The organism is Olivibacter sp. CPCC 100613 (assembly GCF_036959255.1).
Lineage (GTDB): Bacteria > Bacteroidota > Bacteroidia > Sphingobacteriales > Sphingobacteriaceae > Olivibacter.
Genome location: NZ_JAWMTI010000011.1, coordinates 43,604 through 60,590, shown reverse-complemented (window position 1 = coordinate 60,590; position 16,987 = coordinate 43,604). Strand labels below are relative to the sequence as shown.

The 16,987-nt window shown below is 41.2% G+C and carries 12 protein-coding genes; 10 read left to right on the top strand and 2 right to left on the bottom strand.

The window, feature by feature from the left end; all coding sequences use genetic code 11:
- The first annotated feature begins 674 nt into the window (after positions 1–674).
- The 10 genes from RYH73_RS23990 to RYH73_RS23950 all read left to right on the top strand — a co-directional run bounded on the left by RYH73_RS23990 (position 675) and on the right by RYH73_RS23950 (position 15,125).
- Positions 675–1,055 carry an ArsR/SmtB family transcription factor gene (locus RYH73_RS23990; RefSeq protein WP_013663533.1) on the top strand — a complete coding sequence of 127 codons (381 nt, stop codon included), beginning with the start codon at positions 675–677 and terminating at the stop codon, positions 1,053–1,055.
- Positions 1,052–1,660: a mercuric transport protein MerTP gene (merTP, locus tag RYH73_RS23985; protein ID WP_013663534.1), complete on the top strand. Its 609-nt coding sequence runs from the start codon at positions 1,052–1,054 to the stop codon at positions 1,658–1,660. The genes RYH73_RS23990 and merTP overlap by 4 nt, the downstream gene beginning before the upstream one ends.
- Entirely contained in the window at positions 1,650–1,874 is a 225-nt protein-coding gene (locus tag RYH73_RS23980) for a GDCCVxC domain-containing (seleno)protein (RefSeq protein ID WP_130858023.1), read from the top strand. The genes merTP and RYH73_RS23980 overlap by 11 nt, the downstream gene beginning before the upstream one ends.
- A gap of 951 nt (positions 1,875–2,825) precedes the next feature.
- The gene (locus tag RYH73_RS23975) at positions 2,826–3,146 is read left to right on the top strand and encodes a DUF6660 family protein (RefSeq protein WP_130858024.1); all 321 of its coding nucleotides are present in this window, start codon (positions 2,826–2,828) and stop codon (positions 3,144–3,146) included.
- A gap of 70 nt (positions 3,147–3,216) precedes the next feature.
- Complete coding sequence (locus RYH73_RS23970; RefSeq protein WP_130858025.1) at positions 3,217–5,385, top strand: TonB-dependent receptor; 2,169 nt, start codon at positions 3,217–3,219, stop codon at positions 5,383–5,385.
- 2 nt (positions 5,386–5,387) lie between these two features.
- Entirely contained in the window at positions 5,388–6,182 is a 795-nt protein-coding gene (locus tag RYH73_RS23965; protein WP_130858026.1) for a cation transporter, read from the top strand.
- A gap of 137 nt (positions 6,183–6,319) precedes the next feature.
- Complete coding sequence (locus tag RYH73_RS26730) at positions 6,320–6,634, top strand: DUF6660 family protein (protein ID WP_013663539.1); 315 nt, start codon at positions 6,320–6,322, stop codon at positions 6,632–6,634.
- 252 nt (positions 6,635–6,886) lie between these two features.
- The gene (locus RYH73_RS23960) at positions 6,887–11,269 is read left to right on the top strand and encodes a CusA/CzcA family heavy metal efflux RND transporter (RefSeq protein WP_130858027.1); all 4,383 of its coding nucleotides are present in this window, start codon (positions 6,887–6,889) and stop codon (positions 11,267–11,269) included.
- A 7-nt stretch (positions 11,270–11,276) separates the two neighbouring features.
- A complete protein-coding gene (locus tag RYH73_RS23955; protein WP_130858028.1) occupies positions 11,277–12,479 on the top strand; it encodes an efflux RND transporter periplasmic adaptor subunit in 1,203 nt (400 codons plus the stop codon).
- 159 nt (positions 12,480–12,638) lie between these two features.
- Positions 12,639–15,125 carry a heavy metal translocating P-type ATPase gene (locus tag RYH73_RS23950; RefSeq protein WP_130858029.1) on the top strand — a complete coding sequence of 829 codons (2,487 nt, stop codon included), beginning with the start codon at positions 12,639–12,641 and terminating at the stop codon, positions 15,123–15,125.
- Between the two features lie 335 nt (positions 15,126–15,460).
- Here RYH73_RS23950 and RYH73_RS23945 read toward each other — a convergent pair whose 3' ends face one another.
- Positions 15,461–16,195: a metallophosphoesterase family protein gene (locus RYH73_RS23945; RefSeq protein ID WP_130858030.1), complete on the bottom strand. Its 735-nt coding sequence runs from the start codon at positions 16,193–16,195 to the stop codon at positions 15,461–15,463.
- A 13-nt stretch (positions 16,196–16,208) separates the two neighbouring features.
- Complete coding sequence (locus tag RYH73_RS23940; protein ID WP_130858031.1) at positions 16,209–16,982, bottom strand: metallophosphoesterase family protein; 774 nt, start codon at positions 16,980–16,982, stop codon at positions 16,209–16,211.
- Positions 16,983–16,987: the final 5 nt, after the last annotated feature.

Below are 16,987 nucleotides of genomic sequence, written 5' to 3'. Positions count from 1 at the left end.
AAAACAACTTTTGTTCAAATAAGAGGCTTTCTGAAAAGCTTTACTAAAAAAGATTCCCGATACCCAGAAGTGTCGGGGATTTTCATTGTAGCCTTAAATATTATAATTTAAGAGTGCTTGTAACGAAGAAAGGGCCTCAAGGCTCTTCCCTCAAACCGTCCGAGCCTATTTCCGGAAGATATTTTTCCCAGCCCCCTTTTAACCATCCTGTTCGACTTATTGCCTTTTTACTGATCAACAACGAATTAGAGAAAATAAAAAAAGGGAAAGATTCGTTTAATTTGAATCTTTCCCCTAAGGTAGACCCTAGGGGAAGAATATCGAACCGTTTTTTGGACGATTTAAGAAAAATTGTGAATTATTAAAGCTGATGGTACTATTTTTATAGAAGGTGGCGGTACTCTATATGACAAATGGGACAGATCGATATCCTAATAAGCAGTATCGTCAAAATAACTTTCACTTAAGTCGTAGTCATATAATCTATTCAATTGACGAGATTTCCTTTCTTCCTGACAATGCAGGTATCACCATGAAAATTAATGATAGATGTTGACAACCGTCGCATCGAAGATTACAAAAGGAATAATTGCATGGGTGTGGTTTAAATTTATGTATTTAAGAATTTGCTTAAATACTAATATTCCATTACCTTTGAAATTCAGATATAGGACATGGAAAGAAAGAACATTTGTATACGCGAGCATGCTAATCCGGAACAGATAAACAGTTGCCGTGAAAAAATTACAGAAAATGAAAAGTCATTTGTACAGCTGTCAGGTATCCTGTCCCTGGCCGGCAATGAAGTAAGATTGAAGATTCTTTACCTGCTTGAAAATGAAAGAGAGCTATGTCCCTGCGACCTGAGCGATATTCTGGGCATGAGTATACCTGCTATCTCACAACATCTACGGAAGATGAAAGATGGAAACGTCATCCAATCGCGTAAAACAGGTCAGACCATCTTCTATTCTCTAAGAGGGGAGCATCTCAAACTATTACGCCCGTTCTTTAAGACCATTAATCAGATCAATTTAAAAACCGAAACAGCATGAGTAAGATAAGAAGCAATAAAGCGCTTATGGGGTCCGGGGTTTTTCTTGCCCTGACATCTTCCCTTTGCTGCATAGTTCCGTTTCTGGCGATTGTGGGAGGAACAATGGGGGCAGTTTCGGCGTTCAGTTGGATTACTGCGATCAGGCCGTATCTGTTATGTGCAACAGCACTGATTTTGGTTTTTGCATTCTACCGTGCGTATAAACCCGAACAGAAAGACGAATGTGGCTGTAAAGAAAAGAGAGGTATGTGGCAATCAAAAACTTTCCTTTGGATTATAACCGCTATTTCCATTTTATTGTCAACCTTTCCCTATTATGCCTCATTTCTTCAGAAAGGCTCCACAAAAGAGGTTGTAATCAATAGTCAAAACATTAGCATGGCGGTGCTTCAGGTACAGGGAATGAGCTGTGCCGCATGTGAGGGCCATATCAACAAGGCTTTGCAGGGAAAGAAAGGTGTGCAGGAAGTTCGCACTTCTTATGACAAAGGTGAATCCATTGTGAAATTTGATAGATTACTGATATCTCCAGCACAGTTGTCAGTCGCAATAGAGAATGAAACCGGTTATAAAGTAAAAAACATAAAGACAGATGATAACTAAAAGCATAATTCTTCAATCCACCATCACATGTCCTTTATGTCAATATACAAAGGAAGAGTCCATGCCCACAGAGGCTTGTCAGTACTTTTACGAATGCGAAAACTGTCACGAACGTTTAAAACCCCTACAAGGGGACTGCTGTGTATTCTGTAGTTACGGGGATGTTAAATGCCCCCCGATACAGGGGAATATATCCTGTTGTTCCAACTCATAAGCCGCTTTTAAGATAAAAACAAAAAAAGTGCCGGACTTTCTGTCCAGAACATATAGTAAATTCATTAAAACCGCTATAAAAAGTGTCGCAATTAAAACCTATAAATTGACTCTTCTTATTCTTTGCACTGGAATATTTTCCGGTAATCGACCGGTTATTCGGCTTGATCTTTCTTACGGGTTTCAAAAATAGTCTTACTTGGTATGCCACAAATTTATATTGAAACAAATGCTAATATTTGTAAATTTTTTTTAAACAACTGTTGATAAGAGTACCGCCACCTTCTATAAAAACAGTACCACCAGCTTACATAATTGACAAAAATTGCTGGTTAAGTTTTTGTGGAATTTCGGTGTCCAAATCCTCCTTTATACCAAGGTTACTTCGCACCGTTGCGTTTTATTGTGTATGGCCAGCTCGAGTAAACTCCATCACGCTGAGATTACCTCACTCTGCCCGGTGACCCTGAAGGGGGAGATGACAGAACGACCAATATTCGCTATAAACACCTGTATTTAATTCGTTTAACAGATACGGTCAAATTACATCAAAATAAAACAACCTATCCTAAAGTTCGATTTTTTTGTTTAAAAATGGCATTAAATCAATCGTACTTTAATAATACACTATTATACCAAATTTTATCTATATATGGAATTTTTTATGTTTCTGTATGAGCGAACGAATTCACAATTATTAAACCGTCTTTTCCGAGATTCACTTTCAAAGCAAGAAAAACTCCGATTCCGGCAAATTCACCAAACTGGTAGAACAGCATTCACCCATTTCGTAGATGGTTATTTTCATTTTCTCACTCATAACTATTAATTTTTTGAAAGATGACGGAGAATGGAAGAAAAAGATGCGGAATTTTAGATTATTTTTTTCTATGTCCGCTTTTATGTTAATAGCTACTATGCATTATTTCACTTACTTCCTTATCTTTGGGATATGAAATGGCTGGTTTATTTGTTTTCCATCTATGTACTTGTTTTATCCGCTGTACCCTGTGGGGCGGAAGATAATTGCTGTATTGATGAAACTTACAGCTTAGCCGAAAGGGAAAAGCCTGCTGAAGAGCGCGACCACAGATCGATCTGTCCCTGTTCACCTTTTTTCGCATGTGGAGTCTGTAGCGGGGCAGTTCTGCCAAATGCCATAATGGCGGTCATCAAAGAACTGTCACCAATTCTCCAACAACCTTTCTCCTATCAGGAATACCCTTTGCTGGAACTTCCCCGAACAATCTGGCAACCTCCTAAAGCCGCATAATATTTTCGCCGTTTTGCAGTTGTAGCTTCCCTGAAGGCTGCGTATTTTATATTTACACAAAGATTTAAGAATGAATAAAGCTATAGGCTTGATACTATGGCTTTGTACAGGTAACCTGTGCGTGGCCCAGCATACATTAACAACTATACTGAAAGATGCGGAGACAAAAGAACCGCTTACAGGAGCTACTGTGTTACAGATTGGAACAACCAAAGGTGGAACGACCGATGAGAAGGGCACTGTTTCCCTTACTGGTTTATCCGAGGGAAGGCATGTTTTCCTATTCAGGAAATTAGGTTATGAGGAACAGCGGGATACACTGTATTTTCCCGGCTCTGAGGATACCGTTATCGTTTATCTTGAGGCAACGGACGAAGACCTGGAGGAAGTAGTTATTTCTTCGACCCGGAGTACCCGTACCATACAGAACATTCCCACGCGTGTTGAATTTATCGGAGGGGAAGAACTGGAAGAGAAGGGCAATATGAAGCCGGGAGATATTCGTATGATGCTCAATGAAAGCACAGGTATCCAAACGCAACAGGTTTCGGCCACCTCTGCCAATTCCAGCATCCGTATCCAGGGACTTGATGGGCGTTATACACAGATACTCAAAGACGGCTTCCCTTTATATGCCGGCTTCTCAGGAGGGCTCGGCCTGTTGCAGACGCCGCCGTTGGACCTGAAGCAGGTGGAGATCATTAAAGGTTCTTCTTCCACTTTATACGGTGGCGGAGCCATTGCCGGCCTCGTCAACCTGGTATCGAACATACCCACGGAGGAAAGGGAACTCCGCTTCCTGCTGAACGGTACTTCTGCCGGGGGCCTGGACATCAACGGTTTTTATGGACAGAAGTTTGAAAAGGTAGGTCTCACGGTATTTGCATCCCGTAATTCCAGCAGGCCCTACAATCCTTCCAGCACCGGTTTTACCGCGATTCCCAAAACGGAAAGGTACGTACTCAACCCGAAGCTGTTCGTATACTTCAACCCGAAAACAACCATGAACTTCGGGATAAACACCATATTCGAAGACCGTACAGGCGGGGATATCCTTTACATAAAAGGGAAAGGGGATAATGTCCATAGCTATTTTGAAAAGAACAAAAGCAGCCGTTTCTCAACTCAATTCGCCCTGGATCACCGGTTCACAGAAAACAGTGGCCTGACCATCAAGAACTCGGTCAACAACTTCAACAGGACCATAACTATTCCCGATTATGTGTTTGACGGGAAACAATGGTCAATCTATTCGGAGGTCGCTTACAACAACAACGGCGAAAGAGCAGATTGGGTAGCAGGTATCAATCTCTACACGGACAATTTCAGCGAATACCCAAAAGATGGCTTTCAGAAAAGAGACTATGACCAAAACACATTCGGAGGTTTTGTTCAGAATACCTTTAAGACTACGGATTGGTTGCAATTGGAAACGGGCATCCGCGGGGATTATGTGATCGATTACGGTTTCGTGTTCTTGCCACGGATCTCTGCGCTCTTTACGGTCTCTCCCCAGGTGACTTCCCGTTTGGGTGGAGGGCTGGGTTATAAAACGCCTACCATATTCACAGAAGAGACAGAGCGAATCCAGTTCCGTTCGGTATTGCCGATTAGTCCGCAGGCGAATAAACTGGAGCGGTCCTATGGTGCAAGCTATGATATCAACTATAGGACTACACTTTTCGAGAATATAAGCCTGAGCGTAAACCAGCTCTTTTTTTATACCCGTATCAATGATCCATTACTTACAGAATTTACCGGTTCAGGAACGGTGCAACTGGTAAATGTAGACGGTTATGTGGATACAAAGGGCTGGGAGACGAATGTAAAGCTGGGCTACGGTGATTTCAAACTGTTCATAGGTTACACCTTTACCGACGCCTGGCTCCGTGAAGGAACACAAAAGCGAGAGAATCCATTGACTGCTCGCCACCGGTTGAATAATGTCCTCATGTATGAGATCGAGGATAAATGGAAGCTTGGACTGGAAGCCTATTATTATAGCCGTCAGGCCCTCAGTGACTGCACCACAGGAAAACCCTATTGGACCTGTGGCTTTATGGCTGAAAAGATATGGGAACGCTTCTCTCTTTTTGTCAATTTTGAGAACTTTACAGATACCCGGCAAACTAGATTTGACAGTATTTATACTGGAACAGTTACAAGGCCAATATTCCGTGATATATATGCGCCACTCGATGGGTTCGTTGTTAACGGTGGTTTAAAAATAAAATTATAGCCATGAAAAAATCAACTTTTGAAATAAAAAACATGGACTGTGCAACAGAGGAGCAAATGGTCCGCATGAAATTAGACGGGGTTGAAGAGCTTATTCACCTCGATTTTAATCTTCCGGAGAGAAAACTGATTGTGACACATACCGGAAATATCGATCGCATAGCCATGGCCATTAAAGAGCTGAGCTTAGGGGATCGTTTCATTTCGACTGAAGAAACAGATAACACCTCGGTAGCTAGTTCTGAGCGCGAAGAACGTAAGCTACTTTTATATGTACTGATTATCAATGCATTTTTCTTTGTACTCGAAATCATAACAGGATTTATTTCCCATTCAATGGGGCTTGTTGCCGATAGCTTGGATATGTTAGCTGATGCACTCGTGTATGGACTCAGCTTATATGCCGTTGGTGGGACAATCCTCCGAAAAAAGAAAATTGCAAAAGCCAGTGGATACTTTCAGATAATACTTGCTGTTTTAGGTTTTTCGGAGGTAGTCAGACGTTTCATGGGGTTTGGAGAAACACCTGAATTTGGAATGATGGTAGTTATTTCGCTATTGGCCTTGATTGGGAATGCGTTTTCCCTTGTAATCCTTCGCAGAACTAAGAGTAACGAGGCACACATCAAAGCTAGTCAAATATTTACTTCCAATGACGTAATTATAAATATTGGTGTTATGCTGGCAGGTATATTGGTTTTCATTACTGCGTCCCGTTTACCGGACCTGATCGTTGGTACAATCGTCTTTGCTATTGTATTGAGAGGGGCGTTTCGAATATTAAATTTAGCGAAGTAAAGTATTAAGAAATGAAGCGGAGTTTGCCGTAGTCGTCTCTTGTTTTTTGAAAATAACTAACTTTTCAGGCCATTATAATATCATATAAAAACTGGAAAGTTAGTTACGTAATATAAATATATATATATTTGCAAATAATGAAGCTGTTATCTTATATATGTGCACTAATAGTACTGGTTCAGGTAATGATGCCCTGTACAGATAAAATTGCGACTACCAGTCTTCACAAACGAACAGAATTTTCTATTGCCTCATCGAAAAATCAGGATCACAAAGATAGCTGTACACCTTTCTGTCAATGTACATGTTGTGCTACACCTTCAATACAGCAATTGGCTTACATTATTGTCAGTCCCGATCCTATTGTTCTTGAATCTCATAATTGGCATACTCCCGGAAAATGCCTGGAAGTCCATATAAATGTATGGCAACCGCCTAAAGTGATTTCTTAAGCACGTCTCTGTGCGTATATGGACGCTGGTCTGTCCATTTAATTACAAAAATCAAATAATATTATTGCTCAGGCTATGACTAAAAAGAATAGGTCATTACCAGCAAAAAGCGTAGGTCGTTCAGGAAAAAACTACAAGCAACCTCAATGGATAAAGATCCTAAGGGTAGTTGGTATATTTCTACTTTCAGTGATTTTGCTGTTAGCGATTATTGGAATGATTCTACACGCTTTAATTCATTTCAAATAAGATATGCTTAATAAAATTATTAAGTTCTCTATAGAGAATAAACTGATTGTTGCTTTGATGACTTTGGGATTGATTGCCTGGGGGCTATATTCGTTAAAGCAGCTACCTATTGATGCGACACCTGATATCACAAATAACCAGGTTCAGGTGATAACGCAAAGTCCGTCACTTGCAACACCTGAAGTGGAACGGCTAATAACTTTTCCAGTAGAGCAAACGATGTCAACTATTCCGGAAATAGAGCAGGTACGTTCGATCTCCCGTTTCGGCCTTTCAGTAGTGACCATCGTGTTTCATGACGATGTTGACATTTATTGGGCCCGTCAACAGGTGAACGAAAAATTAACCGAAGCAGGTAACAATATTCCTTCGGATGTAGGTAAACCCGAGATCGCTCCGATCTCAACTGGTCTCGGCGAAATCTACCAATATGTAGTGCATGCAAAACCCGGTTATGAAGAGAGGTACGATGCAAGAGAATTACGCACGATCGAAGATTGGATTGTACGCAGACAATTATTGGGAACGCCGGGTATCGCGGAAGTAAACAGTTTTGGAGGTTTGTTAAAACAATATGAAATTGCGCTTGATCCGGATAAGCTGAATAGTTATAATCTAAGCATCAATGATGTTTTTAGTGCTTTGGAGCGTAATAATCAAAATACAGGTGGTGCATATATAGATAAAAAGCCCAATGCTTACTTTATTAGAAGTGAGGGGCTAGTTGGAAGTATTGATGATATTAAAAAAATTGTCGTAAGGAAAAGCCCAAAGCAAGTACCCGTACTGATAAGAGATATTGCCGAAGTCAAACTTGGTAATGCTATTCGGTATGGCGCATTGACAAGAACCACGAAAAAGAGCCAAGGGGAAGCAGTGGGAGGCATTGTAATGATGCTTAAGGGCTCAAATGCAAACGAAGTCGTAAGTAAGGTAAAAGAGAAGATAGCACGTATCAACAAAACACTTCCCGAGGGCGTTACCATTGAGCCCTTTTTGGATCGCAGTGCGCTTGTTGACCGGGCGATCGGGACCGTTGCAAAAAACCTGATTGAAGGCGCATTAATAGTCATTTTTGTACTTGTGCTATTTCTGGGAAATCTCAGGGCCGGAATTGTAGTTGCTTCTGTTATACCTCTTTCAATGCTTTTTGCCATTTCGATGATGAACGTATTCGGCGTCAGTGGAAACCTAATGAGCCTTGGAGCCATCGATTTCGGATTAATCGTTGATGGGGCTGTTATTATTGTTGAAGCTACCATGCATCATCTCGGTTTAAGCAGGAATCCAAATAAACTTTCGCAAAAAGAAATGGATGGTGAGGTCTATGAATCGGCTTCAAAAATACGATCTGCGGCTGCATTCGGTGAGATTATAATTCTAATCGTGTATCTCCCTATTCTTGCACTTGTAGGTATAGAAGGAAAAATGTTCGGTCCCATGGCGCAAACAGTATCTTTTGCCATTTTAGGTGCTTTCATTCTCTCTCTTACCTATGTACCGATGATGTCAGCACTTATATTGAGCAAAAAGATTAGCCATAAGCGCAATTTTTCGGATCGTATGATGGATTTTTTTCATAAGTATTATGATCCGATGATCCGTGTAGCGCTTCGCAATCGTGTAATAGTAGTACTTACAGCAGCAGTTTTGTTAGGCCTCAGTGTTTTTGCCTTTACCCGTATGGGAGGTGAATTTATCCCGACGCTCGAAGAAGGCGATTTTGCGGTAGAAACAAGGTTGCTTACCGGAAGCTCTCTCAGCCAAACGATAGATAAAGTCAATCAAGCTTCTGCTATACTCATCGACAAATTTCCTGAAGTGATAGAGGTAGTAGGAAAAATAGGCGCGGCAGAAATTCCGACAGATCCAATGCCTATGGAAGCCACTGACCTAACCATTATTTTAAAGGATAAAAAAGATTGGGTAAGTGCGGTTGATCGGGAAGAGTTAGCTGATAAAATGGCAGAGGCGCTAGAACCGGTCACAGGCGTAACTTTTGGCTTTTCGCAGCCTATTCAGTTACGCTCCAATGAACTTATATCAGGTGTGCGACAGGACATAGGAATTAAAATTTTCGGTGATGACCTGGATCACCTAACTGATCTCTCACGAAAAATAGGCAAAATCGTTGCAACAGTCCAAGGAGCTACTGATCTATATATCGAACAGGCAAGCGGTCTCCCTCAGATTGTTATCAAGGTAGATCGCGACCAGCTTGCCCGTTTCGGGATAGATGTTGAAGCCGTGAACCAGGCCATAAATGCCGCTTTTGCAGGTCAGGCTGCAGGATTGGTATATGAAGGGGAAAAGCGTTTTGATATGGTAGTTCGTTTAGATGAAGAATACAGACAGAACATTGATAACGTTCGCAGCCTGTTTATATCAACTCCCGATGGTGAAAAAGTCCCGTTGTCGCAAGTGGCGTCGGTAGACTTTGAAGTAGGTCCGAACCAAATACAACGGGAAGATACGAAACGCAGAATTATCGTAGGCCTAAACGTTAGGGGAAGAGATATTGAAAGTGTCGTAGAAGAAATTGAACAGAAAATCGGCAGTCAGATTAAATTGCCAACCGGCTATTACATTACCTACGGGGGGCAGTTTGAAAATCTTCAAGCCGCCAGCCAGCGTTTATCTATTGCTGTGCCTGTGGCACTATTGCTGATACTTTTATTATTGTATTTCACTTTTGGATCAATAAAACAATCTATATTAATTTTTACGGCCATTCCAATGGCTGCAATCGGTGGAGTATTTGCCCTTTTATTGCGAGGAATGCCGTTCAGTATTTCGGCCGGAGTGGGCTTCATTGCGCTCTTTGGAGTTGCCGTGTTAAACGGAATTGTATTAATAACCGAATTCAATCGGTTGAAAAAGTCCGGAATAAAGGATTTAAGAGAAATTGTAATAAAAGGGACAGCGGTTAGGCTCCGTCCAGTCCTGATGACCGCGACCGTTGCTTCTTTAGGATTTATGCCCATGGCATTATCTACAGCAGCCGGAGCGGAGGTTCAAAAGCCGCTGGCAACAGTTGTTATTGGCGGATTGATTACATCAACGATTCTAACGCTGCTGGTTTTGCCGGTATTGTATACCTATTTTGAGTCCTTCAAACTAAAAAAGCATGTAGTAAAAGGAACTGCGGTGGTTGCTTTTTTGGCGTTCTGGATGTTTCCTTATAATTCTAAAGCACAGGAACCATCTTCAATTTCCCAACGGATAACATTGGCAGAGGCAATTGAGATAGCACTTAAAAATAACCAAATGGTGAATTCAGCAGAATTGCAAATCGATCAACAAAGAGCATTGCGCGTGACCTCAATTGATATTGGGAAAACAAATTTTGACCTTCAATATGGTCAAATGAATACAATTAAACGAGATAATAATATCTCCGTCAGTCAAAGTATTGTGAATCCTTTCTTATTTAGTAAGCAGCGCAAACTCTACGATGCCCAGCTTAAAAGTAGTGAGCTTAATCTCGACGTTACCGAAAATGAATTAATCTACCAAGTCAAAAGCACATACGGACAACTTGCGTATTTTCTTTCACTTCAAAAGCTTTATCATACCCAAGATTCTATATTTAATAATTTTCTCAAGGCATCATCCCTCCGTTACCAGACAGGGGAAACTAACTTGTTGGAAAAAACAACAGCTGAAACCCAGCGGAATGAAGTTCTCAATCAGCTCGAAAAAAATAGAGCAGATATTATGATCTACATGGCCGAGCTGAAAAGGCTCCTTAATACACAAGACAGCATCCAAATCTCAGAAAGCGAATTAAAAAAAGAACATTGGCAAAGTAATACAGGCAGTGTTAGTGAAAATCCGTGGCTTTCTATGCAAAAACAGCAGATAGAGATAGCAGATAAAAGCATTGGTATAGAGAAAGCGAAAGCTGGCCCAGACTTTACACTAGGTTACTTTAACCAATCCATAATCGGTTCACAGAATGTGAACGGACAAGAAGTTGTGTTCGATGCGGGAAAGCGATTTCAGGGAGTACAGGTAGGTGTAGCATTGCCAATCTTCTATAAACCTTTTGCTAACCGCATTAAGACGGCAAAGATTCAGAAAGAAATAGCGGAATCACAATACGACTTAGCTCAGACAAATCTGAAATCGCAATTTCAACAGGCGAACCAAGATTTATTGAAAAATTCGAAGAGCATTGACTATTATCAGAACAGTGCACTGCCGAACGCAAATCTGATTTTGCGGCAGGCACAAGTTGCATTTCAAAATGGCGAAATCGGTTATCTTGAGTTTTCTGTAGCTCTTCGGACTTATTCCGACATTCGTTTTGCATACTTACAGGCACTTAATCAATACAATCAGTCCGTATATACAGTACAATACCTTATTGGCTTAAATCAATAATCCAGCAATGAAAAAGAACATGAATATCAAACAAATACTTGCAGCAACAGTACTTATTCTTCTGCTGTTCTCTTCGTGTGGAACCAAAACCACGGAAACACAGGAGCCGGAAACAACAGTTGCCGAAGAAGAAAATTCCAATATTGTCGAACTTTCTCCTGCTCAATATAAAGGCTCACAGATAAAGATCGGAACCATCGAAAAGAAATCACTTAGCGGTGTTTTGAAAGTAAACGGATTTGTAGACGTCCCGCCCGAAAACCTTTATAGCATTACAACCCAGTTTGGAGGTATCGTTAAATCTACTTCATTGTTGCAGGGTGCTTCAGTTCGCAGAGGCCAGGTTATTGCCGTTCTTGAAAATCAGGACTATGTCCAGCTGCAGCAGGACTACCTGGAAAGTAACAGCCAATTGGAGCTCGCCGATGCCGAATACAAAAGACAGTTGGAATTGTTCAAGCAAAACGTCAATGCGCAAAAAACCGTGCAACAGGCAAAATCGCAATATCTGACAATGCTATCGAGGACCAGCGCCCTTAAAGAGCGTTTAAAATTGATAAATATCAATGCTACCACACTGAATGCGGAAAATATCAGGAGCACGATGAATATTTACGCGCCGATTAACGGCTACGTTACTAAGGTAAATACTAATGTAGGCAGATTTGTCGCGCCCAATGACGTAATGTTCGAAATTGTCAATAACGCCAACCTTCATGTAGAACTTAAGGTTTTTGAAAAAGATGTGTCGAAAGTAAAAAAAGGCCAATCTGTGCGATTTACATTAAATAATGAGGCAGAGGAAAGAATAGCAAAGGTCATTTTAGTTGGGCGCGAAATTGATCCGGATAAAACTGTGACGGTACACTGTTTAGCTACCATCCAAAGTGAGAGCCTGATACCCAACACCTATATTAAGGCTTTTATTGAGACGGGTAACAATGAGGTAAATGCACTTCCCGAAGACGGAGTGGTAGATTACTTAGGCAAAAAATATATATTTATTGAAAAGGATGTAAGAAATGTGAAATCTGAAAATGCTCCTGCTGAAAAGATGCACGATTTCCAACTGGTCGAAGTAACGACAGGTCTATCAGAGGCGGGGTATGTAGAAGTTACTTTGCCGAAAAATATTGACTCTACCAAAATAGTAGTTAACGGCGCTTATGACCTGCTGTCAAAAATGAAAAACAGTGAGGAGGAGGAATAGAAGAGGTATAGTAAGGCGGGATAATGCGTTATCCTGCACTTCACGATTCCGGCGATAAAGAGGCAACAAATGTTACTGAAACTTTGTACTATATATATTTAAATTATATCCCTTATTGTAGCAAAGAAGGATCAAGTACCAAAACCAATAAAGCTGACCATGAAAAAAACAAAAATAAACTTAGACATACTCCTTCCCGAAATCCCTGATGAACGGGATCGTTGCGTTGAGCGTTTAATAAAATTGCTGGAAGGTAGAAATGGGATTGAAAAGATACATCTCAAACCTCAAAATGAGCAAAATAAAGCTCAATTATGTTTCCACTATGACCCCGATGTTATCTCCATCGATAGAATACAAAGCTTAGCTAAAAAGGCGGGAGCCACATTTACCGAAAAATTTGGGCATTTATTGATACGCACAGACGGTGTTCGACATGTAAGACATGCACGGCTCATTGAAAGCAAATTGAAGCGAATCGAAGGTTTTACGATGGTATCCGTTTCGGGAACCGGGGTAATGTATATCGAATTCGACCATCATAAAATCAATCAAAAGGAAGTTGAACGCTCAATAACAGCTATGGGAGTTAAAATAATTTCTAATGAGCATGCACAACTTATCGGACAGAAAAGCGATGGGATAGATAAACACGTCGATAAAAAGAATGAAGAGGGTAAGTCAAAGGAGCATGATCACCTTCACGAGAGTATATTCGGCAAAAACGCTGAACTCGTTTTTAGCGTTATCTCAGGGACATTATTAGGGATAGGCTTTGGTTTATCCTTTTTAGAAGGTCTCGCTCCATGGGTTTCTCTTTGCTTCCTTTTCGGAGCTTATATTTTCGGAGCCTATTATGTTACTAAAGAAGCCTATGAGGCTATTTCTAAAGGAGAATTTGAAATAGATTTTTTAATGTTAGTGGCCGCCGCCGGAGCTGGGGCACTTGGACAGTGGACAGAAGGTGCTCTTTTATTATTTCTATTCAGTTTAGGGCACGCACTCGAACACTTTGCGTTAGAAAAGGCACGTAAATCAATAGCTGCACTCACCGATCTGGCACCAAAAACCGCCTTTAGAAAACATGCTGATAAAATTGAAGAAGTTCCCATCGAACAACTTAATATTGGCGACATTATCGTTATTCGTCCCAATACCAAAATTGCTGCAGATGGTATTGTAGTTAAAGGAACCAGCGGGGTCAACCAGGCACCAATTACCGGAGAAAGTATTCCCGTCGATAAGCTGGCATTTGAGAAGGAAGAGATAGATATAAATAAAGCCGCTACACTTGACGCAAAGTACAAAGTATTCTCAGGTTCAATTAACGGAAACGGTACACTGGAAGTGAAGGTAAGTCGGGAAGCCAGTGATTCAACAATTTCCCGGATGATTAAAATGGTTAATGAAGCGCAAACACAAAAGTCGCCCACGCAGCAATTTACAGATCGTTTCGAAAAACTTTTTGTACCTGCTGTCCTGATTTTAGTGTTTTCACTGTGTTTTGCATTTCTTGTAACCGACGAAACGTTTAGCGCCAGTTTTTATAGAGCGATGTCCGTGTTGGTAGCTGCCAGTCCGTGCGCCCTTGCAATATCTACGCCCAGTGCGGTACTCAGCGGCGTTGCGCGAGCGGCAAAAGGTGGTGTGCTTATAAAAGGAGGAAAACCACTGGAAGACTTGGGAACATTAACAGCTTTAGCTTTCGACAAGACAGGGACATTAACGGAAGGTAAGCCAAAACTTACGGCGGTTTTTCCCGCTGAAGGTATCAATGAAGAAACCCTGCTCAAGATTACAATAGCAGTAGAAGCATTAAGCGACCATCCGTTGGCAAAAGCAATTGTACAGGACGGGATGAAAAGGCTCAATGATACAAACATCCCTTCCGCGGAGAGTCTTGAAGCGGTGCTCGGTAAAGGAGTAAAAGCGAAATTAGAAGGAGATACAATATACATTGGCAACCTAAGCCTATTTGAAACATTAGATGCAAAAAAACCGGCGGACCCCTTTGTAAAAAAAGTACAGGAACTGGAAGGTCAAGGTAATACTACCATGATAATACGAAAGAACGACGATTACATAGGGATGATTGCTGTTATGGATACACCCCGTCCGGAAGCAAAAGCGACCTTGTCCCGTCTAGAAGCGATTGGCATCCGTCGTATGGTCATGTTAACTGGGGATAATCAAAAAGTGGCTGATGCTATAGCTGGTGAGATTGGCCTGTCTGACGCTTGGGGAGGTCTGCTTCCAGAACAGAAGGTTGATGCAATAAAAAAGCTTAGGCAGGAGGAAAAGAATGTAGCGATGGTAGGAGATGGGGTTAATGATGCACCTGCAATGGCCAATAGCACTGTTGGTATCGCAATGGGAGCCGCGGGGTCGGATGTTGCGCTCGAAACTGCCGATATTGCTTTAATGGGAGATAATCTCAATTTGCTTCCTTTTGCAATTGGGCTTAGCCGTAAAGCAAAAGGTATCATTAAACAAAATTTATGGATCAGCCTCGGTGTCGTCGCGGTTCTGATTCCATTAACTATTCTCGGGATAGCTTCCATCGGTCCGGCCGTAGTAGCACATGAAGGATCTACCTTGGTTGTAGTATTTAACGCGTTGAGGCTATTGGCATACAAAAATGAATAAGAATCAAGCTAAGAAAGTTACGGCTTCTCCCAATAAAAGACGACCATCTAAAAAAAAGAGACGAGATATGACAGAAATGGAGAAAATAGGGACAATTTTTGGTGTAATTCTAATGATAATTTCGATACTTCTTATTGCGGTGTATATATGGGCTTATTCAAAACACCTCGACTCACTTCACGGATGATCCTAATTACAATTACACAAGAGTTCTCGACATAACATGTTATCTCATTATTATAGCCAAAAACAACAAAGAGAGATCGTGAAACTAACGACCGATTACATGAGCTATTTTTTCTATTGGCTATAGCCTGTCATAGCTACTTAGATATTTAATAAGCTTTGCGCAACATGTCTGCAAATTCAGTTGGCAATGGGCTATTCTCTACTGCATTTGCTGCCGCTTGAACATCATAGTCAAAACGAACAAAATCGACGTTTAAGGTCTCGGGATCACGCATAGATGTTGTTGCTGTTAATTCTAACAAAACATAACATCCCTGCGGATTCCCATCCTTAGGTTTTCCTACAGAACCGGTATTGATAACGTGTAGATAATTAGCAGCCGCTGACTTAAGCACGCGGTGATATGGTTTATGAGAATGGGCCACACATAGAATAGAAGCATTGCTTTCTGTCATCATCGCTAAAACATCTTCTTCTGGGGTATCGACTAATACATACTCGTCGTTCCTCCTGGTGCTGCCATGCACCATTAAGACATCAAATTTTTCATCTGCAGTTTTATATGCTAAACGTATATGTGCCGGTAGATCACGAAGATATTTCCTATTAACATCGTTAATCAGGTGGTAAGCATAGTTTTTACCAAGGGCTTCGATAGCCCCCTTTGCCTCCAAAACGCCAACTTTGGCATCATGGTTTCCTGCAAGGACGGGTATTTTTTGGGAACGAATAAGTTCGATTACCTCATTTGGCCAAATGTTATAACCGACAAGATCGCCTAGGCAATAAATCGCATCTACCTGTCTCTTATTTAAATCTGTAAACATCGCCTCCAAAGCAGGCAGATTGGCATGGATATCTGAAAAAAGTGCAATCTTCATTAGCTTAAATTAGTTAACCGTTACGTAACATATCTGCATATCCGTTTGGAAGAGGGCTATCTTCTACCGCCTTCGCCGCTTTTTCTACATCATATTCAAAACGAACAAATTCAACGGTGATACTTTCTTTTTCTCTCATACTGCTATCGGGATTAAGCGTGAGTATTACGTAGCCACCCCTGGGATCACCATCTTTCGGTTTTCCAATCGATCCAATGTTAATGGCATGCAAATAACGTAGGCCGCCATCTTCATCGTTTACCGAAAGGATACGATGATACGGTTTGTGGGTATGACCGAAACACATCACGGAAGCTCCTGCCTGTTCCATAATTCGGATCATGCTTTTTTCCTCCCTGTCTTCAAAAAGATATTCATTCACTTTTCTGGGACTTCCATGTACCAAAAGCACATCCATTTTATCGTCGTTCAACTGAAACTCCAACCGGATATGTGCAGGTAAGGTGCGGAGATAAGCGCGTTGGTCATCCTTCACGGCTTCATTGGTATAGGCAATGGAAATTTTGCCCATCGCTTTCTCTTCATCTGTTTTGTAAGCGCAACCGCAGTCGTCACTGCTTCTACCGATACCAAAATCGTAATTCCCTGCAATTGTAGGAATACCTCTTTTTCGGATTTCATCGATTACTTCATTGGGCCAGATATTATACCCTACCAAATCGCCCAAACAATAAACCGCATCTACCTGCCGGTGTTCAAGGTCCTCAAAAAATGCTTCCAATGCGGGTAGATTAGCGTGGATGTCGGAAAAAAGTGCAATTTTCATTTTCT